The sequence below is a fragment of the Mesorhizobium sp. M0174 genome (assembly GCF_040322275.1).
Lineage (GTDB): Bacteria > Pseudomonadota > Alphaproteobacteria > Rhizobiales > Rhizobiaceae > Mesorhizobium.
The window spans coordinates 337,439-361,263 of the sequence record NZ_JAMYTB010000003.1; the positions used below are offsets into that span (position 1 = coordinate 337,439).

General features: G+C 63.0%; 26 protein-coding genes and 1 tRNA gene. 9 read left to right on the forward strand and 18 right to left on the reverse strand.

All coding sequences use genetic code 11. The features are described 5' to 3' along the window. Positions 1-16: 16 nt before the first annotated feature. From NKJ13_RS08175 to NKJ13_RS08210, 8 genes are read left to right on the forward strand one after another with little or no spacing between them, the layout of a single operon-like run. Positions 17-295, forward strand: coding sequence for a hypothetical protein (locus tag NKJ13_RS08175; protein WP_352777628.1), 279 nt, complete (start codon positions 17-19; stop codon positions 293-295). Then, on the forward strand, positions 292-639 hold the full coding sequence (locus tag NKJ13_RS08180) for a DUF4031 domain-containing protein (RefSeq protein WP_352777630.1): 348 nt from the start codon (positions 292-294) through the stop codon (positions 637-639). Before NKJ13_RS08175 ends, NKJ13_RS08180 begins: the two co-directional genes overlap by 4 nt. Beyond that, on the forward strand, positions 636-839 hold the full coding sequence (locus NKJ13_RS08185) for a hypothetical protein (RefSeq protein WP_352777631.1): 204 nt from the start codon (positions 636-638) through the stop codon (positions 837-839). The genes NKJ13_RS08180 and NKJ13_RS08185 overlap by 4 nt, the downstream gene beginning before the upstream one ends. Continuing rightward, positions 836-1,309, forward strand: coding sequence for an ASCH domain-containing protein (locus NKJ13_RS08190; protein WP_352777633.1), 474 nt, complete (start codon positions 836-838; stop codon positions 1,307-1,309). The genes NKJ13_RS08185 and NKJ13_RS08190 overlap by 4 nt, the downstream gene beginning before the upstream one ends. Then, entirely contained in the window at positions 1,306-1,716 is a 411-nt protein-coding gene (locus tag NKJ13_RS08195; protein ID WP_352777635.1) for a DUF4326 domain-containing protein, read from the forward strand. Before NKJ13_RS08190 ends, NKJ13_RS08195 begins: the two co-directional genes overlap by 4 nt. Next, a complete protein-coding gene (locus NKJ13_RS08200; protein ID WP_352777637.1) occupies positions 1,713-1,943 on the forward strand; it encodes a DUF7736 domain-containing protein in 231 nt (76 codons plus the stop codon). The genes NKJ13_RS08195 and NKJ13_RS08200 overlap by 4 nt, the downstream gene beginning before the upstream one ends. Then, complete coding sequence (locus NKJ13_RS08205) at positions 1,943-2,908, forward strand: DUF7666 domain-containing protein (RefSeq protein WP_352777639.1); 966 nt, start codon at positions 1,943-1,945, stop codon at positions 2,906-2,908. Before NKJ13_RS08200 ends, NKJ13_RS08205 begins: the two co-directional genes overlap by 1 nt. Before the next feature lie 5 nt (positions 2,909-2,913). Then, the gene (locus NKJ13_RS08210; RefSeq protein WP_352777641.1) at positions 2,914-3,150 is read left to right on the forward strand and encodes a hypothetical protein; all 237 of its coding nucleotides are present in this window, start codon (positions 2,914-2,916) and stop codon (positions 3,148-3,150) included. Here the strand turns inward: NKJ13_RS08210 and NKJ13_RS08215 are convergent. Together NKJ13_RS08215 and NKJ13_RS08220 are read right to left on the reverse strand one after the other, a co-directional pair. Continuing rightward, on the reverse strand, positions 3,110-4,471 hold the full coding sequence (locus tag NKJ13_RS08215; RefSeq protein ID WP_352777644.1) for a DUF6538 domain-containing protein: 1,362 nt from the start codon (positions 4,469-4,471) through the stop codon (positions 3,110-3,112). The genes NKJ13_RS08210 and NKJ13_RS08215 overlap by 41 nt on opposite strands. 146 nt (positions 4,472-4,617) lie before the next feature. Continuing rightward, positions 4,618-4,702 (reverse strand) — tRNA-Leu (locus NKJ13_RS08220). Between the two features lie 175 nt (positions 4,703-4,877). On the opposite strand from NKJ13_RS08220, the gene lipB reads away from it, so the two are divergent. After that, positions 4,878-5,621 carry a lipoyl(octanoyl) transferase LipB gene (lipB, locus tag NKJ13_RS08225; protein ID WP_352738715.1) on the forward strand — a complete coding sequence of 248 codons (744 nt, stop codon included), beginning with the start codon at positions 4,878-4,880 and terminating at the stop codon, positions 5,619-5,621. A gap of 386 nt (positions 5,622-6,007) precedes the next feature. Here lipB and NKJ13_RS08230 read toward each other — a convergent pair whose 3' ends face one another. From NKJ13_RS08230 to NKJ13_RS08305, 16 genes are all read right to left on the reverse strand, one after another. Then, entirely contained in the window at positions 6,008-6,691 is a 684-nt protein-coding gene (locus NKJ13_RS08230) for an ABC transporter ATP-binding protein (RefSeq protein ID WP_254818120.1), read from the reverse strand. Continuing rightward, positions 6,688-7,974, reverse strand: a complete 1,287-nt coding sequence (locus tag NKJ13_RS08235; protein WP_352505708.1) for a lipoprotein-releasing ABC transporter permease subunit — start codon at positions 7,972-7,974, stop codon at positions 6,688-6,690. The genes NKJ13_RS08230 and NKJ13_RS08235 overlap by 4 nt, the downstream gene beginning before the upstream one ends. Continuing rightward, positions 7,971-9,299 carry a proline--tRNA ligase gene (gene proS, locus NKJ13_RS08240; RefSeq protein WP_352703654.1) on the reverse strand — a complete coding sequence of 443 codons (1,329 nt, stop codon included), beginning with the start codon at positions 9,297-9,299 and terminating at the stop codon, positions 7,971-7,973. The genes NKJ13_RS08235 and proS overlap by 4 nt, the downstream gene beginning before the upstream one ends. 560 nt (positions 9,300-9,859) lie before the next feature. After that, positions 9,860-10,144: a DUF1467 family protein gene (locus NKJ13_RS08245; protein WP_352777645.1), complete on the reverse strand. Its 285-nt coding sequence runs from the start codon at positions 10,142-10,144 to the stop codon at positions 9,860-9,862. Then, the gene (gene mce, locus NKJ13_RS08250) at positions 10,141-10,545 is read right to left on the reverse strand and encodes a methylmalonyl-CoA epimerase (protein ID WP_352477558.1); all 405 of its coding nucleotides are present in this window, start codon (positions 10,543-10,545) and stop codon (positions 10,141-10,143) included. Before mce ends, NKJ13_RS08245 begins: the two co-directional genes overlap by 4 nt. Positions 10,546-10,685: 140 nt before the next feature. Next, on the reverse strand, positions 10,686-12,356 hold the full coding sequence (locus tag NKJ13_RS08255; RefSeq protein ID WP_352703652.1) for a ribonuclease J: 1,671 nt from the start codon (positions 12,354-12,356) through the stop codon (positions 10,686-10,688). A 134-nt stretch (positions 12,357-12,490) separates the two neighbouring features. Continuing rightward, the gene (locus NKJ13_RS08260) at positions 12,491-13,312 is read right to left on the reverse strand and encodes a biotin--[acetyl-CoA-carboxylase] ligase (RefSeq protein WP_352477556.1); all 822 of its coding nucleotides are present in this window, start codon (positions 13,310-13,312) and stop codon (positions 12,491-12,493) included. A gap of 4 nt (positions 13,313-13,316) precedes the next feature. Beyond that, positions 13,317-14,753 (reverse strand): NADH-quinone oxidoreductase subunit NuoN, encoded by a 1,437-nt coding sequence (nuoN, locus tag NKJ13_RS08265; protein ID WP_352477554.1) that lies wholly within the window; start codon positions 14,751-14,753, stop codon positions 13,317-13,319. A gap of 17 nt (positions 14,754-14,770) precedes the next feature. Beyond that, positions 14,771-16,276 carry an NADH-quinone oxidoreductase subunit M gene (locus tag NKJ13_RS08270; protein ID WP_352450009.1) on the reverse strand — a complete coding sequence of 502 codons (1,506 nt, stop codon included), beginning with the start codon at positions 16,274-16,276 and terminating at the stop codon, positions 14,771-14,773. Beyond that, positions 16,276-18,249, reverse strand: coding sequence for an NADH-quinone oxidoreductase subunit L (gene nuoL / locus NKJ13_RS08275; RefSeq protein ID WP_352505704.1), 1,974 nt, complete (start codon positions 18,247-18,249; stop codon positions 16,276-16,278). Before nuoL ends, NKJ13_RS08270 begins: the two co-directional genes overlap by 1 nt. Before the next feature lie 10 nt (positions 18,250-18,259). Further along, entirely contained in the window at positions 18,260-18,568 is a 309-nt protein-coding gene (gene nuoK, locus NKJ13_RS08280) for an NADH-quinone oxidoreductase subunit NuoK (RefSeq protein WP_023676620.1), read from the reverse strand. A gap of 1 nt (position 18,569) precedes the next feature. Then, on the reverse strand, positions 18,570-19,190 hold the full coding sequence (locus NKJ13_RS08285) for an NADH-quinone oxidoreductase subunit J (protein ID WP_352505703.1): 621 nt from the start codon (positions 19,188-19,190) through the stop codon (positions 18,570-18,572). 230 nt (positions 19,191-19,420) lie between these two features. Continuing rightward, positions 19,421-19,912: an NADH-quinone oxidoreductase subunit NuoI gene (gene nuoI, locus NKJ13_RS08290; RefSeq protein WP_023676622.1), complete on the reverse strand. Its 492-nt coding sequence runs from the start codon at positions 19,910-19,912 to the stop codon at positions 19,421-19,423. Beyond that, positions 19,912-20,955 (reverse strand): NADH-quinone oxidoreductase subunit NuoH, encoded by a 1,044-nt coding sequence (nuoH, locus tag NKJ13_RS08295; RefSeq protein ID WP_292663045.1) that lies wholly within the window; start codon positions 20,953-20,955, stop codon positions 19,912-19,914. Before nuoH ends, nuoI begins: the two co-directional genes overlap by 1 nt. A gap of 2 nt (positions 20,956-20,957) precedes the next feature. After that, positions 20,958-23,039 carry an NADH-quinone oxidoreductase subunit NuoG gene (gene nuoG / locus NKJ13_RS08300; protein WP_352505702.1) on the reverse strand — a complete coding sequence of 694 codons (2,082 nt, stop codon included), beginning with the start codon at positions 23,037-23,039 and terminating at the stop codon, positions 20,958-20,960. A gap of 74 nt (positions 23,040-23,113) precedes the next feature. Next, positions 23,114-23,809 carry a helix-hairpin-helix domain-containing protein gene (locus tag NKJ13_RS08305; RefSeq protein ID WP_352505701.1) on the reverse strand — a complete coding sequence of 232 codons (696 nt, stop codon included), beginning with the start codon at positions 23,807-23,809 and terminating at the stop codon, positions 23,114-23,116. Between the last annotated feature and the right edge of the window lie 16 nt (positions 23,810-23,825).

Consider the following 23,825-nt stretch of genomic DNA (forward strand, 5'->3'; position numbering starts at 1 on the left):
TACCAGAGGTGCCAGCATGAGCGGTTCCGCGCAATGCCCGCATGTCGACTTCCAGTTCGAAGTCAAGGTCGCCCGGTTCGAGGACGACACGATCAAGCAGGCCGACATCACCGGCCGGTGCATCAATTGCGATAAGCCGCTCGTCTTCTTCTGCGACCTTCCCATGGGCGTCAGTTGGACGCATCCGACGTTGTCGACCGACGCGCAGGAACTTCGCCTGCCGGTGGTCGTACTCGGGGACGAGGTCGACGAGGCCAAGCCGCGACCCAGCTTCAGCGTGCGGGAAGTTCGATGAGCGTCTACGTCGACAACATGCGCGCGGCCGTCGGCCGGATGAAGATGTGCCACATGCTCGCCGACAGCACCGATGAACTGCTGGGCATGGCCGATAAGATCGGCGTCGACAGAAAGTGGCTCCAAAAGGCTGGCACGCCTCACGAGCACTTCGACATTGCGCTCTCCAAGCGCGGATTGGCCATATCTGCCGGTGCCGTCGAAGTGTCCAGAATGGAGCTCGGCCGCATCATCCGGGCGCGACGAACCGAGCCGCGGCGTTGCAAGACCAACTTCGTCGGCGGCATGGGCGAGTGCCTCGCCTGTGATGCCGATCAGGGTGAAACCTGCCGGGGGCCGAGATGATCGAAAAACACTCCGGCCTTCAGCAGATCGTCTGCGAATGCGGCGAATCGCAGAGCCGAACCTATCAGGCCGACGAGTTCGACGTGATGGTGTCCGATGCCCGCCGCGAAGGCTTTGTCATCGCCAAGGTCTCCGGCGAATGGCAGCATACCTGCCAGGACTGCGCTCGGCCGGCACGAGCCCAGAGGAGGATGCTGTGAAGGCAATCACCATCTGGCAGCCTTGGGCGACGCTGATTGTTCAAAGCGCGAAGCCCTACGAGTTTCGCGGCTGGCGACCGCCTCGTTCGCTCATCGGGCAGCGAATTGCCATCCATGCCGGCGCGCGGCCGATCCGACGCGATGAGGTTCAGGTGCTACTGCTTCAGCTGCAGGATTCTCTTCGCTATGGGCAGCCTTGCCTGCGTGCGCCACTCGCGCTGCCGGTTCTGGAGTTGGCCCTTCGTAATCCGAAGGCTGGTGCCCTACCCCTTTCACACGTCCTTTGTTCGGCTGTCCTCGGCGAGCCGAGGCGCGGCGACGAATGTGCGGCCGAATTCGGCGAGAACGCCGGCAATGACAGCGACCGCGAAGGGACCTTCAACTGGGGTTGGCCACTCTCGGATATCGAGCCATTCCTGCCACCGATCCAAGCGCGCGGCGCGCAGGGCCTTTGGGACTGGATGCCATGACAAAGCCCGTCCGCCTCCGTCTCTCCCGCTCCAAAGGCTTCGACCTTCAGGCGCACTCTCGGTCGTTCAATGGCCTCGACGCTGTCAACGTCGCCAGGCCATCGGTCTTCGGCAATCCTTTTAAGGTCAGCGCCCGGCACGACCGCGCCTACGCCGTCCAGCTGTTCAGCCAATTTATGTGCTGCTGGACGGTTATGCTGCCGGATCCGGCGCCACAGGAACAGGACGCCGCGAGGCTTAGTATATTTCGCCGCTTAGACACCCTGACCGGCAGGAATCTCGCCTGCTGGTGCGCGCTCGACGGCAAGCCGTGTCATGCCGACGTCCTGCTCAACATCGCCAACGATCCCGAACAACTCGTCAGCCGGCAGCGCTTTGCCACCAGATGCGAAGAGGTTTCACCATGACTACGAAAGAATTCCCGACACGCGACGTTCTGTCGACCATCACCGGCATATTGATGGGCCCGATCGGCGGCGTCTATGAGGTGCTGAACTTCATGACCGGCGAGGACGTGAAGCCCGCAATCGACGCCGCCCGCCGCTCCATCGCCGCCCTTCTCAACATCGCCAACGATCCAGACCAGGTCAAATCGCGTGTGGCCTTTGCTGCCCGCTGCAACGAGGTGAAATGATGGCCCGCACGAAGAAGACTGCCGAAGCCCTTGCCGAAACCGCGGCGCCGCTGATCACCTACAAGGGCTTCAAGCCGGACATGTCGTGTCGCGGCTTCCAGTACGAGATGGGCAAGAACTATAAGGTCAGCGGCAAGATCGTCGCCTGCGAAAACGGTTTTCACGCGTGCGAGCACCCGCTCGCCGTGCTCGGCCACTACCCGCCGGCGACAAGCGTCTACGCCATCACCGAACAGCGCGGCCCGTTCGCCCGCGAGGACGGATCGACCGACACCAAGGTGGCATCGGCGGAGATCACCGTCACGGCACGGATCGAATTGCCAGAACTGGTTGCCGCAGCGATCAAGTATGTTTTCGATCGCGCCAAATGGATCAGCGGCCCTTTCGCCAGCGGCAAGGGCGAAGGTGTCAAGGAAACGAAGGACGGGGGCGCTGCCACCGCATCGGGCGACTGGGGCGCTGCCACCGCATCGGGCGAACAGGGCGCTGCCACCGCATCTGGGCGCTGGGGCGCTGCCACCGCATCTGGATATCAGGGCGCTGCCACCGCATCTGGGAGCGGGGGCGCTGCCACCGCATCGGGCGACTTGGGCGCGGCCACCGCATCGGGCGTATTGGGCGCTGCCACCGCATCTGGATATCAGGGCGCTGCCACCGCATCGGGCTGGCAGGGCGCTGCCACCGCATCGGGCTGGCAGGGCGCTGCCACCGCATCGGGCGAACAGGGCGCTGCCACCGCATCTGGGCGCTGGGGCGCTGCCACCGCATCGGGCGAACAGGGCGCTGCCACCGCATCGGGCTATGAGGGCAAGGCACGCGGCAAGGACGGCTGCGCGCTGTTCCTGGTCGAGCGTTCGACCAGCGGCGAAATCCTCAACGCATGGGCCGGCATCGTCGGCAAGGACGGCATCAAGGCCGACACCTTCTACCGGCTGGCCGACGGCAAGCCGATCGAGGTCGCGTAACGCCCATGCCCGCCCGTTCCACCAAACGAAAGCCGGTGACTCTGGACGAGATCGAGACCTTTCTCGATCTGGTCGCCATACGCATGGACAAGCTCGGGCCGCAGCGGGCCGAGCTCTATCTGCCAATCTGGCGGGCCCTGGAGCGCGAACGGGAAAAACGCATCGAAGCCTCGGCGATCCTGGCCGCCGCCAAAGCGCGCCTCACACGATCGCTGGATCGAACGGCAGCACTATCTTCATGAGCTCGCGCCGGCGCCAGTCGAGCGAGCCGCCGGATCCGTACTTCGGGCGGTCGACCGTATGGCCCATCAAGATCCGGCGCAATTCATCCTCGATGCCGCCGTCCTTCATCCGGTCTTCAAACGAATGCCGGATCGAATAAACGGTGTGCTTTCTGGTCGGCATCAGCGCGTTGCTGCGCAGGTATTTGTTCAACGTCGCCGACAATTCATTTTCACGATTGCGGTAGAGTGGAAAACCGGCCTTGTGGCGCTGGGCGGCAGCAAGCGCCACGCCGACCAGCGGCACCAGGCGGGTCGAGGATTCGGTCTTGATCTCGCGCGGGTCCTCCGGATCCTCGCGCGGCTCGATCGACAGATGCGGCACCTTGTGCGACAGCCGGATGGCATGCGGTTCGAGATTACAAACCTCGCTCGGCCGGGCGCCAGTTTCTATGATAATCAACAGGATACCGCGCGCTTCCTCATTCATCGTGGCAAGGTTGCCAGGCTTCATGATCGTGTCGCGGATCCACTCTGTTGGAACCGGCGGCCTGGAACGCTTCTTCTTCAGCGCGAAGCCGAGACCCTCAAACGGGTTGGCGCGCTTGGAGTCACCCTGGTACTTGAAGTAGGCATCATAGAGAACGCGCATGTTGCCGAGATCGCGATTGCCGGAAGAGGCGCCGGCCGTGGCCGGTCCTTCCTTCGGCGCAATCCTGTTGAGCCAGTGGCGATAAACCTTCTTGGCGTCGTCGATGGTGATCTCCTCCATCGGCTTGTCGCTAACCAGACTGATGAAATTGTTGACCGCGCGCCGCTTGACCTTTTTCCACTGGTTCTTCTGCACATGGCTTTTGTTGACCAGTTCGTCGGCAACGATCTCGTCGCAATAGAGGTCGAAGGCTTTCGACACCGTCATCTTCGGCACTTCGATGGCGCCGAGCAGCGGCTCCATGATCTGGTCCTGCTGGCCGGTCGCAAGCACGTGCCGCAGCCGGTCGACCAGGTCGTCGAAAGCTTCCGGCTGCTCGAAATAACCGGCGCCATGGAAGGTGAAGTCGAGCGCCTCGACCCGCTTGACCGCGGCCTCGTAGCGTCGGCGAGCCGGGTCGGTGACCCCCTTGGTGATCAGCGACGCCCACAGCGCATCGTCGGCCGCCTCGAGCAGATCGCGCTTGCGCCTGGCGAGACCGCGATCGTCCGTTTTCAGCGAGGTGCGGACATGCGGCGCGCGCTCGTCGAGATGCGCGATCGTGACCGGCACCCGGCGCTTGTAGTGGAAGTTACCCTGCCGCTTGGTAAGGTATCTGTCGGGATCGGTTCGGGTACGATTTCGACCCATGCACGCACCTGCAAAAAAGCCTGTCGGGGCTTGGTATGTGGCGCGATTAGTGGCACAAAACGGTGCGTTTCTGCAAGGCCGGAATTATCGAACCGGGTTTTATGTAACGATTACAAAGGAGTAGGCCGGTATTTCGGCTTGAGTAATGGTGCGGTCGAGAAGACTCGAACTTCCACGGGTTGCCCCACAGCGACCTCAACGCTGCGCGTCTACCAATTCCGCCACGACCGCACGTGGTAGGAGCCGGAACCAACCGGCCCGCGGCGTGTAGCAAATCGTTTCCGGTGAAACAAGTGCGCGGCCAGCAATAATCGGCCGGACATCGGCATAACTCTTCAAGGGCCGAACGTGCCGGAACTGGACGTTTGTACCGATTGCCGCCATATGAGTGGCGAGACGAGATATCATGACGGACCGCAGCCAGATCGCCACGTCGTTCCTGCCCTTGCCCGGCTCGGCGCCGGTCGAATGGCGCATCGAGCCTGGGCTCACCGCCTATCCCGATGCGCTCGCCCTGATGGAGGCGCGAGCCGAGGCAATCCGCAGCGGCGCCGCCGGCGAGATGGTCTGGCTGGTCGAGCACCCGCCGCTCTACACCGCCGGCACCAGCGCCCGCGTCGAGGACCTGATCGAGCCGGACCGCTTCCCGGTCTTTGCCGCCGGGCGTGGCGGCGAATACACCTATCATGGGCCAGGCCAGCGGGTCGCCTACGTCATGCTCGACCTGAAGCGGCGGCGCGAGGATGTCCGCGCCTTCGTCGCCGCTCTCGAACAATGGATCATCGGCTCACTGGCCGCCTTCAACGTACGCGGCGAACGCCGCGAGGACCGCGTCGGCGTCTGGGTGGTTCGGCCGGACCGCCCCGCTTTGCCCGACGGCTCGGCGGCCGAGGACAAGATCGCCGCCATCGGCATAAGGCTGAGGCGCTGGGTGAGCTTTCACGGCATCGCCATCAATGTCGAGCCGGACCTTAGCCATTTCAGCGGCATCGTGCCGTGCGGCGTCCAGGATCACGGCGTCACCAGCCTTGTCGACCTCGGCCTTCCCGTAACCATGGCCGACCTCGACCTGGCGCTGAAATCCGCTTTCGAGGACGTGTTCGGGCCCGCCGCGGTGTCGCCTGTCGAAATGTCCCGCAAGGCCGGCTGAAACACTCGCCCAATGCCTGCGCCAATATGCGAAGGCGGCCTTCGCTCATCAGCATCGAGCCCGCCCTTGAGCTCAAGCCTCACATCGCGCCGATCCAGATTGCCATGGAAATGAGGAACGTGCTCATGCACACCAGCGAAACGACATCCTGAACAAGATCGGTCATAACTCTCTCCTGTTGTTAGTATGTTCGTATTTTGTTCTAATTTTGTTCGAATGTCAACGATCGCAGTCCGGGTGTCACCGGAATTGCGCTCGGTCATTTCGACAGGGTTAAGAAAGGGTTGAGAGGGAGATGCCAAGCGTTTCGGGCCAACAGGCGCGCGAAAGCGGCGGGACGGCGCACGGCAGCCCGCAGGCCGTCATCGCCTCAATTGCAGCGCACCCTAAAGCGGCACAACCTTGCCGTCGGCCAGCGTCACGCGGCGGTCCATGCGCGAGGCGAGCTCATGATTATGAGTGGCGATCAGCGCCGCCAGGCCCGATTGCCGGACCAGCGCTGCCAGCGCCTCGAACACATAGGAAGCAGTCACCGGGTCGAGATTGCCGGTCGGCTCGTCGGCCAAAAGCACCAGCGGCGCATTGGCGACGGCACGCGCAATGGCGACCCGCTGCTGCTCGCCGCCGGAGAGCTCGGAGGGGCGATGCTGTGCCCGCTTGCCGATCTGCATATAGTCGAGCAATTGCGCCGCCCGCTCGGCCGCCTCCTTGCGCGGCAGCCCTTTTATCAGCTGCGGCATCATGATGTTTTCCAGCGCCGAGAATTCAGGCAGCAAATGATGGAACTGATAGACGAAGCCGACGTCGTTGCGGCGGATCGCCGTGCGCTCGTCGTCGGAAAGCCGGCCGCAGGCGCGCCCCGCCAGGATCACGTCGCCGGCGTCCGGTCGCTCCAGCAGCCCGGCGGTGTGTAGCAGCGTCGACTTGCCGGTGCCCGACGGCGCCACAAGCGCCACCATCTCGCCACGCTTCAGCGAAAAATCGGCGCCGTTCAGGATGGTCAGCTTGCGCGGTCCCTGCACATAGTGCCGTTCGACGCTCTTCAGCTCGATAATGGCTTCGGCCATCACTCGTACCTCAGCGCTTCGACCGGATCGAGCCTGGCCGCGCGCCACGCCGGAAACAGCGTGGCCAGGAACGACAGCGCCAGCGCCATGAGAACGACGGAGATCGTCTCGCCGGCATCCATGCGGGCCGGCAATTGGCTCAGGAAATAAAGCTCGGGATTGAACAGCCGCTCGTTGGCCAGCCAGGAGAAGAACTGGCGAATGCGCTCGACGTTGAGGCAGATCACGATGCCGAGCAGCACGCCGGCGATGGTGCCGACAACGCCGATCGCAGCCCCGGTCATCAGGAAGATGCGCAGGATCGCGCTGCGCGTCGCGCCCATGGTGCGCAGGATGGCGATGTCGTGGCCCTTGTCCTTCACCAGCATGATCAGGCCCGAAATGATGTTGAGCGCCGCCACCAGCACGATCAGGGTCAGGATCATGAACATGACGTTGCGCTCGACCTGCAGCGCGTCGAAGAACGTCTTGTTGCGTTGCCGCCAATCGACAAGGCTGATCGGCCGCTGCGCCGCATCTTCGACCTTCGGCTTCAGCGCGTCGATATTGTCGGGATTGTCGGCGTAGATCTCGATCGTCTGCGCCCGGCCGTCCATGTTGAAGTAAAGCTGCGCTTCCGAGAACGGCATGTAGACGATCGAGCTGTCATATTCCGACATGCCGACCTCGAAGATCGCGGTGACCGGATAGCCTTTCATGCGCGGCGTCGTGCCAAGCGGCGTGATGTCGCCCTCGGGCGAAATCAGCGTGATCGTATCGCCAAGCACTAGCCCGAGATTCTCGGCCATGCGGCTGCCGATGGCGACGCCTTCGCCGGTGTCGAAGCCGACGATCGAGCCCTCCTTGATATTGTTGGCGACGATGGTGATCTTGCCGAGATCCTCGCCGCGTATGCCGCGCACCAGCGCGCCGGTGCCGCCGCCGACATTGCCTTGCGCCAGCACCTGCCCGTCGATCAGCGGGATGGCGTATTTGACGCCGGGCACGCCGTTGATGCGGCCGGCGACCTGGGCATAGTCCTCCAGCGGCATATCGAGCGGCTGCACGATCAGGTGCCCGTTGACGCCTAGGATGCGCGTCAGCAGTTCGGCGCGAAAGCCGTTCATCACCGCCATGACGACGATCAGCGTGGCGACGCCCAGCATGATGCCGAGGAAGGAGATCGAAGCGATGACCGAGATCACCGTCTCCTTGCGACGCGAGCGCAGATAGCGCCACGCCACCATGCGCTCGAAGCCGGAAAAAGGCCCGGCGCCCGATGGTCTTGCTGCCGCCGCTTTGTTCATGCGGCGGCACCGAAACGCTGCTTCACGTCCGCGATCGGCAGCGTCTCGCGCTCGCCGGTCCTGCGGTTCTTGATTTCGACCTCGCCGGCGGCGATGCCGCGCGGCCCGACGATCACCTGCCACGGCAGCCCGATCAGATCGGCGGTGGCGAACTTGCCGCCCGGCCGCTGGTCGGTGTCGTCGTAGAGCACCTCCTTGCCGGCGGCGGCAAAAGCGGCGTGCAGCTCGCCGCAGACGCGATCGCATTCGGCATCGCCGGCCTTCATGTTGATCAAGCCGACATCGAACGGCGTCACCGCCTCCGGCCAGATGATGCCGTTATCGTCATGACTGGCTTCGATGATCGCGGCGACCAGCCTGGACGGGCCGATGCCGTAGGAACCGCCAGAAACGAAATGATCCTTGCCGTCCGGGCCTGTCACCTTGGCGCCCATCGGCTTGGAATATTTGTCGCCGAAATGGAAGATATGACCAACCTCGATGCCGCGCGCCGAGACCCGGTCGCTCGCGGGCACCTTCTCCCATGCCGCCTCGTCATGCATCTCGTCGGTGGCGGCATAGGGCGTCGTCCATGTCTTGACGATGGCGCCGATCTCGGCGTCGTTCGAAAAATCCGTGTCTGCGCCAGGCACTGCCAGCGAGAGATAATCGCGGTGGCAAAACACCTGGCTCTCGCCGGTGTCGGCCAGGATGATGAACTCATGGCTGAGGTCGCCGCCGATCGGCCCGGTGTCGGCGCGCATCGGGATAGCCTGCAGCCCCATGCGCGTAAACGTCCTGAGGTAGGACACGAACATGCGGTTATAGGCAGCCTTGGCGCCTTCATAATCGAGGTCGAAGGAATAGGCGTCCTTCATCAGGAACTCGCGCGAACGCATGACGCCGAAGCGCGGGCGCACCTCGTCGCGAAACTTCCACTGGATGTGATAGAGGTTGAGCGGCAGGTCCTTGTAGGACTTGACGTAGGAGCGGAAGATCTCGGTGACCATCTCCTCGTTGGTCGGCCCGTAGAGCATATCGCGGTCTTGCCGGTCCTTGATGCGCAGCATCTCCTTGCCGTAATCTTCATAGCGGCCACTTTCGCGCCACAGCTCGGCCGATTGGATGGTCGGCATCAGGATTTCGAGCGCGCCGGCGCGATTCTGCTCCTCGCGGATAATCCGGCAGACCTTGTCCAGCACCCGCTTGCCGAGCGGCAGCCAGGAAAAGCTGCCCTGCCCCTGCTGGCGGATCATGCCGGCACGCAGCATCAGCCGATGCGAGACGATCTCGGCCTCGCGCGGGTTTTCTTTGAGGATGGGCAGGAAATAGCGCGACAAACGCATGAACTGGTCCGTGAGAGAGGATGGCGGCGCCGGAATCGGCGCGGCACAGGCTTGCTTGCCCCGGCTTCATAGCCATTTCATGGCGGAATGGAAACCCGGCCCAGGCGCTGCACAGGCGCCGCAATTGCCGCACGCGGCTTGCTGGGCGTTTCGCAAGCAACGCCTGCCGTACTATTGTGCACTGCAGCACGAGATTGCCTGTTTCCGGGCAAAATTCTTCGTGACATTTTCACCCGCCTTAGGCTAGTGTGCCCACATAACCGAGAGGGTAGAGAAAAATCTGCCCTCCTACGCGGTCAAAGTCTTGGGAGGATGCGATCTAGGCGCGGTAACTCGCTGCCGCCGGACACCGGAAACAGATCGGACGCGTTTAAATTGCAAGGCCTCGCGCCTTGCATTTTTTTTGTGCAATCATTTGGTTAGCGCGACAGATTACCAGACTACATGACGTCGCGTCAGCCCAAGCCCGCCCCGGCCTTTACTTTGGGTTTACCTTGCTGGCTCAGCTTGATTTCAGGGCGTCGGCTAGGCTGGGATAGCCGGACACGGTAGGTAGCCGGCTAATGCGCTGGGCTCTGGTTGAAATCCGGCACGATGTGGGGGATGTCGTCGATGCCGAGGCCAAGCCCTTTCGTGATGCCGTAGAAGATACCCATGAGGACCAGCGTGGCGATTGTCGTGCGCAGCGCCGCGCGCAGCATATGCGGTCCGCGCGGTGCACTCGGAACCGTGCCAAGCGTCACGTCCCGGTCCTCGTCCTGTGTCCGCATGCTGAACGGCAGGACGGCGAACAACACCACCCACCATGTGGCGAAGAACAGGGCAACAAACGAAACCCAACTCATGCTTGCTCCAGTTCGACCAGCGTGCCGAAGAAATCCTTGGGGTGCAGAAACAATACCGGTTTGCCATGCGCGCCGGTCTTCGGCTTGCCGTCGCCCAGCACGCGCGCGCCGCTGGCCTTGAGACGGTCGCGCGCCGCAACAATGTCGTCCACCTCGTAGCAGAGATGGTGCATGCCGCCGGACGGATTCTTCTCGAGGAATGCGGCGATCGGTGAGGCTTCGCCGAGCGGCTCGAGCAACTCGATCCTGGTGTTGCCGACGTCGACGAACACCACCGTAACGCCATGCTCCGGCAGCGCCTGCGGCGCGGTTACGCGGGCGCCAAGCGTATCGCGATAGACCGCCGCAGCCGCGGCCAGATCCGGCACCGCAAGCGCGACATGGTTGAGACGTCCGAGCATAGGGTACTCCCGGGTTAAGGGAGTAGGGGAGTAAGGCAGTAGGGAGTAGGGAAAAAAGGATCTAGAAGTGCAGACTGTTTGCGCTCCTACCTCCTACTTCCCTACTCCCTTACTGCCCTACTCCCCTATTCCCTTGTTCGTCACCGCGTGACGAACACTGTCACCAGTGGCTTCTTGCCCCAGGCTTCGTTGGCCGCGCCGCGCACCGCGCGCCGCACCGCCTCCTGGACCAGGTCGAGGTCTTTTCGGCGCTGGCGGGGGATGGAGTCCACGGCGCCGATTGCCGCATCGATCATCAGGTCTTCCAGGCTCTCGCCGCTGCCGTCGGCCTCGGCGACGCCGATGGCGACGAGATCGGGATCGCCGGCAAGCTCGTATTTGTCGTCGAGCACGACGTTGACGGCGACATGGCCGGCAAAGGACAGCTTGCGGCGGTCGCGAATGCCCATCGCCTGATCGCTGCCGATCAGCCTTCCGTCCTTGTAGATGCGGCCGAACGGAACCTGGTCGATGATGGCGGCAGCACCCGGATACAGCCTGAGCATGTCGCCGTCGCGCACCTGCGCCACCTGGCCGATGCCGGACGTCGACATCAGCGAGCCCTGCGCCACCAGATGCGCCGCCTCGCCATGAACGGGAACGCCGATCTGCGGCCGCACCCATTCATACATCTTGCGCAATTCGCTGCGGCGTGGATGGCCGGAGACATGCACCAGCGCATCGCCGTCCTCGATGATCTTGATGCCGAGATCGATCAGGCGGTTCTTGATTTCGAGGATCGCCTTCTCGTTGCCGGGAATGGTGCGCGAGGAAAACACCACCGTGTCGCCGGCCGTCAGCGCCACCGACTTCATCTCGTCGCGCGACAGCTTGGCAAGTGCGGCAAGCGGCTCGCCTTGGCTTCCGGTGCAGATGATGACGAGGTTTTCGCGCGGGATGAAGCCGTAATCCTCCTCGGCGATGAATTCCGGCAACCCGTCCATATAACCGAGTTCATCAGCCACATCGATGACGCGCTTCATCGAGCGGCCAAGCACCAGGCATTGGCGGCCGGCATCCCGCGCTGCCTTGGCGATCGAGACGATGCGGCCGACATTGGAGGAGAAGCTGCTGACGGCGACACGGCCCTTGGCATTCTGGATGACACCTTTGAGGCCCTCGCCCACCGCCACTTCCGACGGTGATTCCCCTTCCCGCAGCGCGTTGGTGGAATCGCAGATCAACGCCAGCACGCCCTTGTCGCCATAGGCACGGAAGCGTGCCTCGTCGGTCATCGGCCCCACCGTCGGCGCCGGATCGATCTTCCAGTCGCCGGTATGGATGACGACGCCGGCCGGCGTGGTGATCGCCAGCGACATCGGTTCGGGAATGGAGTGCGCGACGGGGATGGCCTCGATCTCGAACGGACCGACGGTGAATTTCTCGCCAGCCCGGTAGATCGTCACCGGGATCTTCGGCGCCCCTTGCTCGCCCTGCCGCTTGGCTTCCAGCAGGCCGGCGCCGAACGGCGTCATCCAGACCGGCGCCTTGAGCTTCGGCCAGATGTCGTGCAGCGCGCCGTAGTGGTCCTCATGTGCATGGGTAATGACGATGCCGCGCAGATTGGCGACATTCTCCTCGATGAAGCGGGTGTCGGGCAGTACCAGGTCGACGCCGGGCAGGGTTGCATCGGGAAAAGTAACGCCGACGTCGACGACGATCCATTCGCGCGCATTGGCCGGCCCATAGCCGTAGAGGGCGAAGTTCATGCCGATCTCGCCGACACCGCCGAGCGGCACGAAGACAAGTTCGGCATTTTCCGCTGTCGCCATGGTCTTTCCTTCCTTGCCGGTCAAATTGTGGGCCGGTCAAATTGTGGGCCGGTCAAAATTGTCGGCCAATCAAAATTGTCAGCCGGTCAAATTCAAGCTGGTCAAATACCTGGCCAGTCAAACGTATTGGCCAGTCAACCGACGGCCGATGCGACCGCGCCGAAATGCACGTCGCCGGCGGCGATCGTCAGAACCGAGCCTTCATCGTCGCGGATCACGAAACGGCAGTCTTCGTCAATGGTCTCGAAGGTGCCGCGCACCACATTACCGTCAATTCTGACAGCAACCTGCCCGCCAAGCCCCGCCGCACGCGCCAGCCAGCGCCGCCTGACGGCGGCAAGCCCACGCCCTTCGTTCCACAGCCGGGCATTCTCGCTCCATGCATCCGACAGCGCCAGAAACAGCGTCTCGGCATCGCAAGCAGACCCCAGCGCGTTGAGCGACGTCGCTGGATAGGGCAAATCATTAGGATAAGCCACCACATTGACGCCGATGCCAACAGCCACCGCCGAACGGTCGCCATCCAGCATCGCCGATTCCAGCAGGATGCCGGCGAGCTTAGCGCCCGAGGCAAGCACGTCGTTCGGCCATTTCAACTCGAAGCGGTTCTTGCCCTGGCTCGCACCATCGAGGCCGATCGCAATCCTGCCTTTCGGCACGACGGCGTCGAGCGCGTCGGCCAGCGCCAGTCCGGCAACGAAGCCGAGCGTCGCGGCAAGTCGAAGCTCGGTGTTGGTGATCACCAGCAGCGTCGCCGCCAGGTTGCCTTCGGGCGTCGCCCAGGCGCGGCCGCGGCGGCCACGTCCCGCTTCCTGCTTTTTTGAGACGACCCAGAGTTTGCCCGGATCGCCGGCCCGCGCGTGCTCCAGCGCCAACGCATTGGTGGAGCCGACCGTATCGTGCGCCTCGAGCCGGAACCCTTCCGAAGCCGCGGTTGGAGCCAGCCTGAACGTCATTCCGTTAGAAGAAGGTCTTGGCCGCGGCGGCTGCGTAGGTTCCGATCGGGCCGCCGATCAGCACGTAGAACAGCACGAAAGCGCCGCAGGCGCCGAGCACGACGCGCAGTTCGGTCGCCATCGGCACGAAGCCGCCGACCGGTTCGTCGAACCACATGATCTTGATGATGCGCAGATAATAATAGGCGCCCACCACAGAGGCCAGCACGCCGATGATCGCGAGCGCGTAGAGGTTGGCATTGATGGCGGCGAGGAACACGTACCATTTCCCCCAGAAGCCGGCGAGCGGCGGGATACCGGCCAGCGAGAACATCATGATGGTGAGGATCGTCGCCATGATCGGGTTGGTCGCCGACAGGCCGGCGAGATCGCTGATCTGCTCGACATTGCCCTCCTTGCGCCGCATGGCCAGGATGAAGGCGAAGGTGCCGAGCGTCATCACCAGATAGATCAGCATGTAGATGGCGACGCCGCGCACGCCGTCCTGGCTGTTGGCGGCAAGGCCGACCAGAGCATAACCCATATGACCGATGGAGGAATAGGCCATCAGCCGCTTGATGTTGGTCTGGCCGATGGCCGCGAATGCGCCGAGCGCCATCGAGGCGATCGAGATGAAGACGATGATCTGCTGCCAGTCGGCGGCGATCGGCTTGAAGGCGCCCATGGTGACGCGCACCATCAGCGCCATCGCCGCCATTTTGGGTGCCGCCGCCAGAAAGGCCGTCACCGGCGTCGGCGCGCCCTCATAGACGTCGGGCGTCCACATATGGAACGGCACCGCCGAGATCTTGAAGGCAAGGCCGGCCAGCACAAAGACCAGGCCGAAGACGAGGCCGAGCTGGCGCTCGCCGCCGCTGAGCGCCGCGGCGATCTCCTGGAAGCCGGTGTTGCCCGTGTAGCCGTAGACCAGCGAGATGCCGTAAAGCAGCATGCCCGACGACAGCGCGCCAAGGACGAAGTACTTCAGCCCGGCCTCGGTCGAGCGCAGATTATCGCGGTTGATCGCCGCCAGCACGTAGATCGCCAGCGACTGCAGCTCGAGGCCGAGATAGAGCCCGATCATGCCGTTGGCCGAGATCATCAGCATCATGCCGAGCGTGCAGAGCAGGATCAGCACCGGATATTCGAACTTGTCGAAACGCTCCGCCTGGGCAAAGCGAACCGACATGACCAGCGTCACCGCCGAGCCGACCAGCGCCAACATCTTCATGAAGCGGGCGAATGGGTCCTGGATGAAGGCTTCGCCATAGGCGTTGCCCTGCCCCGGGGAAAAGATCAGCCAGGCGCCGGCGATCACCAGCACGGCAACAGCAAGGCCGCTCACCGTGACGGCGGTGTTGGCGCGCGAATAGGCGCCGAGCATCAACAGCGCCAAGGCGCCGATGGCGAGGATCAGCTCTGGCGTCGAGAGCGACAGGCTGGAGAGAAGGTCCGGCGTCATGGTTCGCAAACCCCCAGTCAGTTCGCCGCCGCGGTCTGCGCGGCGCCGATGGATGCGGTGACATTGGTAACGAGCGCCTTGACCGATTCGGCCGTCGCGTCGAAGATCGGCGCCGGATAGACGCCAAAGAAGATGACCAGCGCGACCAGCGGATAGATGATCACCTTTTCGCGCGTCGACAGGTCGAGCAAACCTTTCAGGCTTTCTTTGGTCAGTGCGCCGAAGATCACCTTGCGGTAGAGCCAGAGCGCATAGGCCGCCGACAGTATGACGCCGGTGGCGGCGAAGAACGCCACCCAGGTGTTGACCCGGAACACGCCGAGCATGGTCAGGAACTCGCCGACGAAGCCGCTGGTGCCGGGCAGGCCGACATTGGCCATGGTGAAGATCATGAACACGGTTGCATATTTCGGCATGTTGTTGACCAACCCGCCATAGGCGTCGATGTCACGCGTGTGCATGCGGTCGTAGACGACGCCGACGCAGAGGAACAGCGCGCCGGAGACCAGGCCGTGCGACAGCATCTGGAAGATCGAGCCCTGGACGCCTTCCTGGTTCATCGCGAAGATGCCCATGGTAACGAAGCCCATGTGAGCGACCGACGAATAGGCGATCAGCTTCTTCATGTCCTCCTGCATCAGCGCCACCAGCGAGGTGTAGATGATGGCGACGACGGAAAGCGTGAAGATCAGCGGCGCGAACATTTCGGATGCGATCGGAAACATCGGCAGCGAAAAACGCAGGAAGCCGTACCCGCCCATCTTGAGCAGGATGGCGGCCAGGATCACCGAGCCGGCCGTCGGTGCTTCGACATGCGCGTCCGGCAGCCAGGTATGCACCGGCCACATCGGCATCTTCACCGCAAAGGACGCGAAGAAGGCAAGCCATAGCCAGGTCTGCATATTGGCCGGGAAATTATGCGTCAGAAGCGTCGGGATATCGGTGGTGCCGGACTGGAAGAACATCGCCATGATGGCGAGCAGCATCAGCACCGAGCCGGCCAGGGTGTAGAGGAAGAACTTGAACGAGGCATAGACGCGCCGCTTGCCGCCCCACACGCCGATGATGATGAACATCGGGATAAGGCCGGCTTCGAAGAAGACGTAGAACAAGACGATGTCGAGCGCACAGAACACGCCGATCATCAGCGTCTCGAGCAGCAGGAAGGCGATCATATAGGCTTTGACGCGCTTCTCGATCGATTCCCACGAGGCGAGAATGCAGAGCGGCATTAGGAAGGTGGTCAGGATGACGAACAGCATGGAGATGCCGTCTACGCCCATATGGTAGGAGATGCCGGAATCCAGCCAGGCAAACTTCTCGACGAACTGGAAGCCAGGTTGCGAATTGTCGAAGCCGGTCCAGATAAACAGCGAAATCACAAACGTGAACGCAGTCGTGAAAAGCGCGATGGCGCGGATGTTGCGGCGCGCGTTCTCGCTGTCATCACGCACGAAAAGGATGAGCAGCACACCAACCAGCGGCAGGAAGGTGACCAGCGATAGGATCGGCCAGGCGGTCATCAGAGCATCATCCAGGTGACGAGTGCGGCAACGCCGATCAGCATGGCGAAGGCATAGTGGTAGAGATAGCCGGTCTGCAGCTTGACGACCCGGTTGGTGACGTCGACGACGCGCGCCGAAATGCCGTCCGGCCCGAGTCCGTCGATGACGGTGCCGTCGCCGGTCTTCCACAGGAAGTGGCCGAGGCGCTTTGCCGGCCGCACGAACAGGAAGTCGTAGAGCTCGTCGAAATACCATTTGTTGAGCAGGAAGGCGTAGAGCAGGCGATGGTTGGCAGCGACGCTCCGAGGCATTTCCGGCGCGCGAACATAGAACTGCCAGGCTATCGCAAAGCCGATCAGCATGGCGATGAACGGCGACAACTCGACCCATAACGGCACTTCGTGGATTTCGTGCAGGATCTGGTTGTCCGGCAGCGTGAACAGCGACGCCTTCCAGAATTCGGCATAGCCCTCGCCGATGAAGGCGCCGTGGAAGATCACACCGGCGAGCAGCGCGCCAGCCGCCAGGATGAACAGCGGCACCAGCATGACCGGCGGCGATTCATGGACATGGTGCATGACCTCGTGGCTGGCCCGCGGCTCGCCGTGGAAGGTCATGAAGATCAGCCGCCAGGAGTAGAAGGAGGTGAAGCAGGCAGCAATGACCAGCAATATGAAGGCAAATGCGGCGACCGCATTGTGGCCGGCGAAGGCCGCTTCGATGATGGCGTCCTTGGAAAAGAAGCCGGCCGTGCCGATGATCGTTACCGGAATGCCGACACCGGTCAGCGCCAGCGTGCCGATCACCATCATCCAGTAAGTCGTCGGGATCAGCGTCCTTAGGCCACCCATTTTGCGCATGTCCTGCTCGTCGGAGACGGCGTGGATGACCGAGCCCGAGCCGAGGAACAGCAGCGCCTTGAAGAAGGCGTGGGTGAACAGATGGAAAATCGCCGCGCCATAGGCGCCGACGCCGAGCGCCACGAACATGTAGCCGAGCTGCGAACAGGTCGAATAGGCGATGACGCGCTTGATGTCGTTCTGGACAAGACCGACTGTCGCCGCGAAGAAGGCGGTGAAGGCGCCGATGAAGGTGACCACCGTCAGTGCCGAATGCGACAGCTCGAATAGCGGCGACAGCCGCGCCAGCATGAACACGCCTGCCGTCACCATGGTGGCGGCATGGATCAGTGCCGAGACCGGCGTCGGGCCCTCCATGGCATCCGGGAGCCAGGTGTGCAGCGGCACCTGCGCCGACTTGCCCATGGCGCCCATGAACAGGAGCAGGCAGACAACCGTCATCGCGGCCTGCTTATCAAGCGCATAGCCGAGGAAGGTCAGTACGGCCGCGCCTTGCGGCGCGCCTTCCGCCGGAATGAACGTCGCCGCATTGGCGAAGATGGTGCCGAGATTGACCGAGCCGAACAGCACGAACACGCCGAATATGCCGAGCGCAAAGCCGAAATCGCCGACGCGGTTGACGACGAAGGCCTTGATCGCAGCTGCATTGGCCGACGGCTTCTTGTACCAGAAGCCGATCAGCAGATAGGAGGCAAGGCCGACGCCTTCCCAGCCGAAGAACATCTGCACGAGGTTGTCGGCCGTCACCAGCATCAGCATGGCGAAGGTGAACAGCGACAGATAGGCGAAGAAGCGCGGCCGGTCCGGGTCGTGATGCATGTAGCCGATCGAGTAGATATGGACCAGCGCCGACACCGTATTGACGACGACCAGCATCACCACGGTCAGCGTATCGATCCGCAGCGCCCACGACGCTTCGAGGCCGCCGGACTGGATCCAGCGCAGTACCGGCACGGTGAACACCTCGCCGCCGCCGAAGCCGACCGAGAAGAAGGCAACCCACGACAGCACTGCCGCGATCACCAGGAAGCCGGAGGTGATGTATTCGGAAGCCTTGGCCCCCAGCGAAGTGCCGAACAGGCCGACGATCAGGAAGCCGAGCAGCGGAAGGAAGACGATGGCCTGATACATGGTGGTTCCGTCAACCCTTCATCATGTTCACGTCTTCGACCGCGATCGAGCCGCGGTTGCGGAAGAAGACGACGAGAATGGCAAGGCCGATCGCCGCTTCGGCCGCCGCGACCGTCAGCACGAACAGTGCGAACACCTGGCCGACCAAATCGCCGAGCGCCGCCGAAAAGGCGACGAAATTGATGTTGACCGCAAGCAGGATCAGCTCGATCGACATCAGGATGACGATGACGTTCCTGCGGTTCAGGAAGATGCCGAACACGCCGAGCGTGAACAGGATCGCCGATACGGTCAGGTAGTGCGCGATGCCGACGACCATTTCAGACTCCTTCGCCCGTCTTGACCTTGCGGATTTCCACTCCGGTTGCCGCCGTGCGGCCGACCTGGGCGGCGATCGACTGCCGCTTGACGCCCGGCTTATGGCGCAGCGTCAGCACGATGGCGCCGATCATGGCGACCAGCAGCACCAGGCCGGCGATCTGGAAGTAATAGAGGTAATCCGTATAGAGGATGTCGCCGAGCGCTGCCGTGTTCGAGCGGGCGGCCAGGTCCGGAATGGGCTTGGCGACCATCGCCGCCAGTTTCGGCGCGAATGTATAGCCGCCGAGCACCACGATCAGCTCCGCCGCCAGGATCAGCCCGACCAGCGCGCCGATCGGTGCATATTGCAGGGCGCCTTCCTTCATTTCGGCGAAGTCAACGTCGAGCATCATGACGACGAACAGGAACAGCACCAGCACGGCGCCGACATAGACGACGAGCAGGATCATCGCCAGGAACTCGGCGCCGGTCAGCATGAACAGGCCGGCGGCGTTGAAGAAGGTCAGGATCAGAAACAGCACAGAATGCACGGGATTGCGCGCCGAAATGACCATGAACGCCGATGCCACCGCGACAAAGGCGAAGAGGTAGAAAAAGGCCGCCTCTAGTCCACTCAGCATGGGTTCCCCCGGGTTTCCTGTCCAAACAGGACGTTCGTCCTGTTTTTTGCCACCGCCTCCGGTCGGCAAGTTGCGTGTTCCTATCGCATGTTCCGATCGGGTTGAAAGACCCGATCGAAAAGAAAACATGCGACACTCTTTCATTCCGGAGGATGATCTTGTCCGAAAAGTATGCAACTTTTCGGGATCATCCTCTGAACGAGGCCCTCGCCCCGTTCATGCATCAAATATCAGCGGTAAGGCGCATCCAGCGAGATGTTGCGCGCCAGCTCACGCTCCCAGCGGTCGCCATTGGCCAGAAGCCTGTCCTTGTCGTAATAAAGTTCCTCGCGCGTCTCCGTCGCGAACTCGAAATTCGGCCCCTCGACGATGGCGTCGACCGGGCAGGCTTCCTGGCAGAAGCCGCAATAGATGCATTTCACCATATCGATGTCGTAGCGCACGGTGCGCCGCGTGCCGTCATTGCGGCGTGGGCCGGCTTCGATGGTGATGGCCTGCGCCGGGCAGATCGCCTCGCACAATTTGCAGGCGATGCAGCGTTCCTCGCCGTTCGGATAACGGCGCAGCGCATGCTCGCCGCGGAAGCGCGGGCTGACCGGTCCCTTCTCATGCGGATAGTTGATCGTCTCCTTCGGCGCGAAGAACTGGCGCATCGACAGGAAGAAAGCGCTGACGAAATCCTGCAAAAGCAGTGACTTGGCGGCCTGGGATAATGCAGACATCAGGCAAACCCCGTGATCTTTAGGAAAGCGGCGGTGGCGACCACCATGAACAGCGAGATCGGTAGGAAGACCTTCCAGCCGAGCCGCATCAGCTGGTCGTAGCGATAGCGCGGCACGAACGCCTTCACCATCGAGAACATGAAGAACACCAGGCAGACCTTGAGCACGAACCAGATCAGCCCCGGCACCCAGGTGAACGGCGCGAAGTTGAAGGGCGGCAGCCAGCCGCCGAGGAACAGGATGGTGGCCAGCGCGCACATCAGGACCACGGCGACATATTCGCCGAGGAAGAACAGCAGGAACGGCGTCGACGAATATTCGACCATGTGGCCGGCGACGAGTTCCGATTCGGCTTCCACAAGGTCGAAGGGCGGCCGGTTGGTCTCGGCCAACGCCGAGATGAAGAAGACGATGAACATCGGGAACAGCGACAGCCAATGCCAGTCGAGGAAGGTGTTGGGCAGGCCGAGCCGCGTGCCCAGCCCGTCCTGCTGCGACAAGACGATGTCGGACAGGTTGAGCGAGCCGACGCAAAGCAGCACGGTGACGATGACGAAACCGATGGAGACTTCGTAGGACACCATCTGCGCCGCCGAGCGCAGCGCGCCAAGGAACGGGTATTTCGAATTGGACGCCCAGCCGCCCATGATCACGCCATAGACCTCGAGCGAGGAGATGGCGAAGACATAGAGGATGCCGACATTGACGTTGGCGATCGCCCAGCCCTCATTGACCGGGATCACCGCCCAGGCCGAGATCGCCAGCACCGCCGAGACCAAGGGCGCCAGCAGGAAAACGCCCTTGTTGGCGCCGGACGGGATCACCGGCTCCTTGAACACGAATTTCAGCAGATCGGCGAAGGCCTGCAGTGTGCCCCACGGGCCGACGACGTTCGGGCCGCGGCGCAATTGCACCGCCGCCCAGATCTTGCGGTCGGCATAAAGCACATAGGCGACGAAGATCAACAGAACGACGATCAGCACGACCGACTTCAAAAGGATCAGCAGCGCCGGCAGCACGTAGAAGGAGAAGAAAGTGTCCATGTCTACTCCGCCGCCTGCCTGAAGCCGTTTTTCGCCAAAGCCGAGCATTCGGCCATCACCGCGGAAGCCCGCGCGATCGGATTGGTCAGGTAGAAATCCTTGACCGGCGAGGTGAAGGTGCCCTTGTTCAGCCGACCGCCGAGCTTGGCAACCCTGGCGATGTCGGCCGGGTCGCCGGCCGCGACATGGTCGACGCGGGCAAGATGCGGGTATTGCGCATAGAGCTTTGCGCGCAGTTGCTGCAGCGAATCGAACGGCAGCTTCTTGCCGAGCACATCCGACAGTGCCCGAAGGATCGCCCAGTCCTCGCGCGCTTCGCCGGGCGCGAAGCCGGCACGGTTGGTCTGCTGCACGCGGCCTTCGGTGTTGACGAAGGTGCCCGACTTCTCGGTATAGGCGGCGCCCGGCAGGATGACGTTGGCGCGATGCGCGCCCTTGTCGCCATGCGTGCCGATATAGACGACGAAAGCGCCGCCGGTCTTGGCCATGTCGATTTCGTCGGCGCCGAGCAGGAACAGCACGTCGGTCTCGCCCAGCATGCCGGCGACATTCCTGCCGCCCTCGCCCGGTACGAAGCCGACATCGAGGCCGCCGACGCGTGCCGCGGCGGTGTGCAGCAGGGCAAAGCCGTTCCAATCGGCCCTAGCGGCGTTGACTGCGACGGCGAGCTTCGCCGCCTGGCCGAGCACGGCCGCGCCGTCCGGACGCGCCAGCGCACCCTGGCCGACGATGATCAGCGGATGCGTCGCCTTCTTTAGCAGATGGAAGAACTTGCCGTTGCCGTCGGCCAGATCCTTCAGCGATTCCGGTCCGGCGCCGAGCTGCTCGTAATCATAGCGCGTATCGCCGACATCGCCGATGACGCCGACCGGCAGATTGCCGGCCCGCCAGCGCTTGCGGATGCGGGCGTTGAGCAGGGATGCCTCGAAGCGCGGATTGGCGCCGATGATCAGCACCGCATCGGCCTGTTCGATGCCTTCGATGGTCGGGTTGAAGACATAGCTGGCCCGGCCGAGCGACGGATCGAGTGCGGCACCGTCCTGGCGGCAGTCGGTGTTCCTCGAGCCGAGCGAAGCCATCAGAAGCTTCAGCGCGTAGATCTCCTCGACGGCTGCGAGATCGCCGGCAATGGCGCCGATCTTTTCGGGTGCGGCATTCGACACCGCTTCCTTGATCGCGGCAAAAGCCTCCGCCCAGCTTGCCGGGGCCAGTCTGCCGTCCTTGAGCACATAGGGCCGGTCGAGGCGCTGCGTGCGCAGGCCGTCCCAGATAAAGCGGGTCTTGTCGGAAATCCACTCCTCGTTCACCGCCTCGTTGGTACGCGGCAGGATGCGCATCACTTCGCGGCCCCGGCTATCGACGCGGATCGCCGAGCCGACGGCGTCCATCACGTCGATGGACTCGGTCTTGGTCAGTTCCCAAGGCCGTGCCTGGAAGGCGTAGGGTTTGGAGGTCAGCGCACCGACCGGGCAAAGGTCGATGACATTGCCCTGCAGTTCCGAAGTCATTGCGCTTTCGAGATAGGTGGTGATCTCGGCATCCTCGCCGCGGCCGATCAGGCCGAGCTCGGATATGCCCGCAATCTCGGTGGTGAAGCGGACGCAGCGCGTGCAATGGATGCAGCGGTTCATGATCGTCTTGACCAGCGGCCCGATATACTTGTCTTCGACCGCCCGCTTGTTCTCGTGGTAGCGTGAGGAATCGACGCCGAACGCCATCGCCTGGTCCTGCAGGTCGCACTCGCCGCCCTGATCGCAGATCGGGCAGTCCAGCGGATGGTTGATCAGCAGGAATTCCATCACGCCTTCGCGGGCCTTCTTGACCATCGGCGTGTTGGTGAAGATTTCCGGCGGCTCGCCGTTCGGACCGGGGCGCAGGTCGCGCACGCCCATGGCGCAGGACGCCTGCGGCTTGGGCGGGCCGCCCTTCACCTCGATCAGGCACATGCGGCAATTGCCGGCGATCGACAGCCGCTCGTGGAAGCAGAAGCGCGGCACTTCCGCACCGGCGTCCTCGGCCGCCTGCAGCAGCGTGTAGTGGTCGGGTACAGTGATCTCTTTCCCGTCGACCTTGAGCTTTGCCATTTCGCCTCAAACCCCTGCGGACGTTCCGCAATCTTTCCTTCCGGGCGCAGCCGACACCGCGCACGGTATTGAATTCAATTTTTGGCCCCGGCCAATGCGGCCGCCTGACCGATCCAGCCGTCACGGCCGATACGGCCCTTCAACGACAGGTAATCTTCGACCCAGGCGATCTCTTGCGGCGTCCACGCGGCAATCTGGGCGTATGTCCAGATGCCAAGGCCGTTCAGCACCTTTTCCAGTTTCGGCCCGATGCCCGATATTGCCTTGAGGTCGGCGGGCACGGCTGGCCGGTCCATCGGCTTGGGCTGCTTGAAATCTTCCGGCATCAGCCCGGCCGACGCATCCGCTGCAACGGTGCTGGCATTCGCCACGCTCCGCGCCGCAGTGCTTGTTGCAATGTCGGTCACGTCATTAGCGAAGGACTGCGCCTCGGCAATCAGGGTTTTGGTGGCTGCGCGCGCCTTGGTCGAGGAGCTTTTGCCGGTCGCGGAAACGCGTTCGGTCCGGGCCTCGAAATCCTCGGTGACCGGCTGCCAAAGCCGCTGCGAGGTCTCGGCCACGCCTGAAAGCACGCCCATCCAGACGCCAAAGGCGTGGTTGGCAAGCCCGATGCCGAGTGCCGTCATCGCCGCCGCGCCGGCGACAGGATGCGCCAGGAGATTGACGGCGCTGGCCATCTCCTTCGGCATTGTCCTGGTCAGGTCCTGGTTCATCTTCAAGAACGGGTCCCCATCGGGCGTCAAATCGTCGGGTATCGAAAACAGCGACATAGGTGGTCTCCTGGTC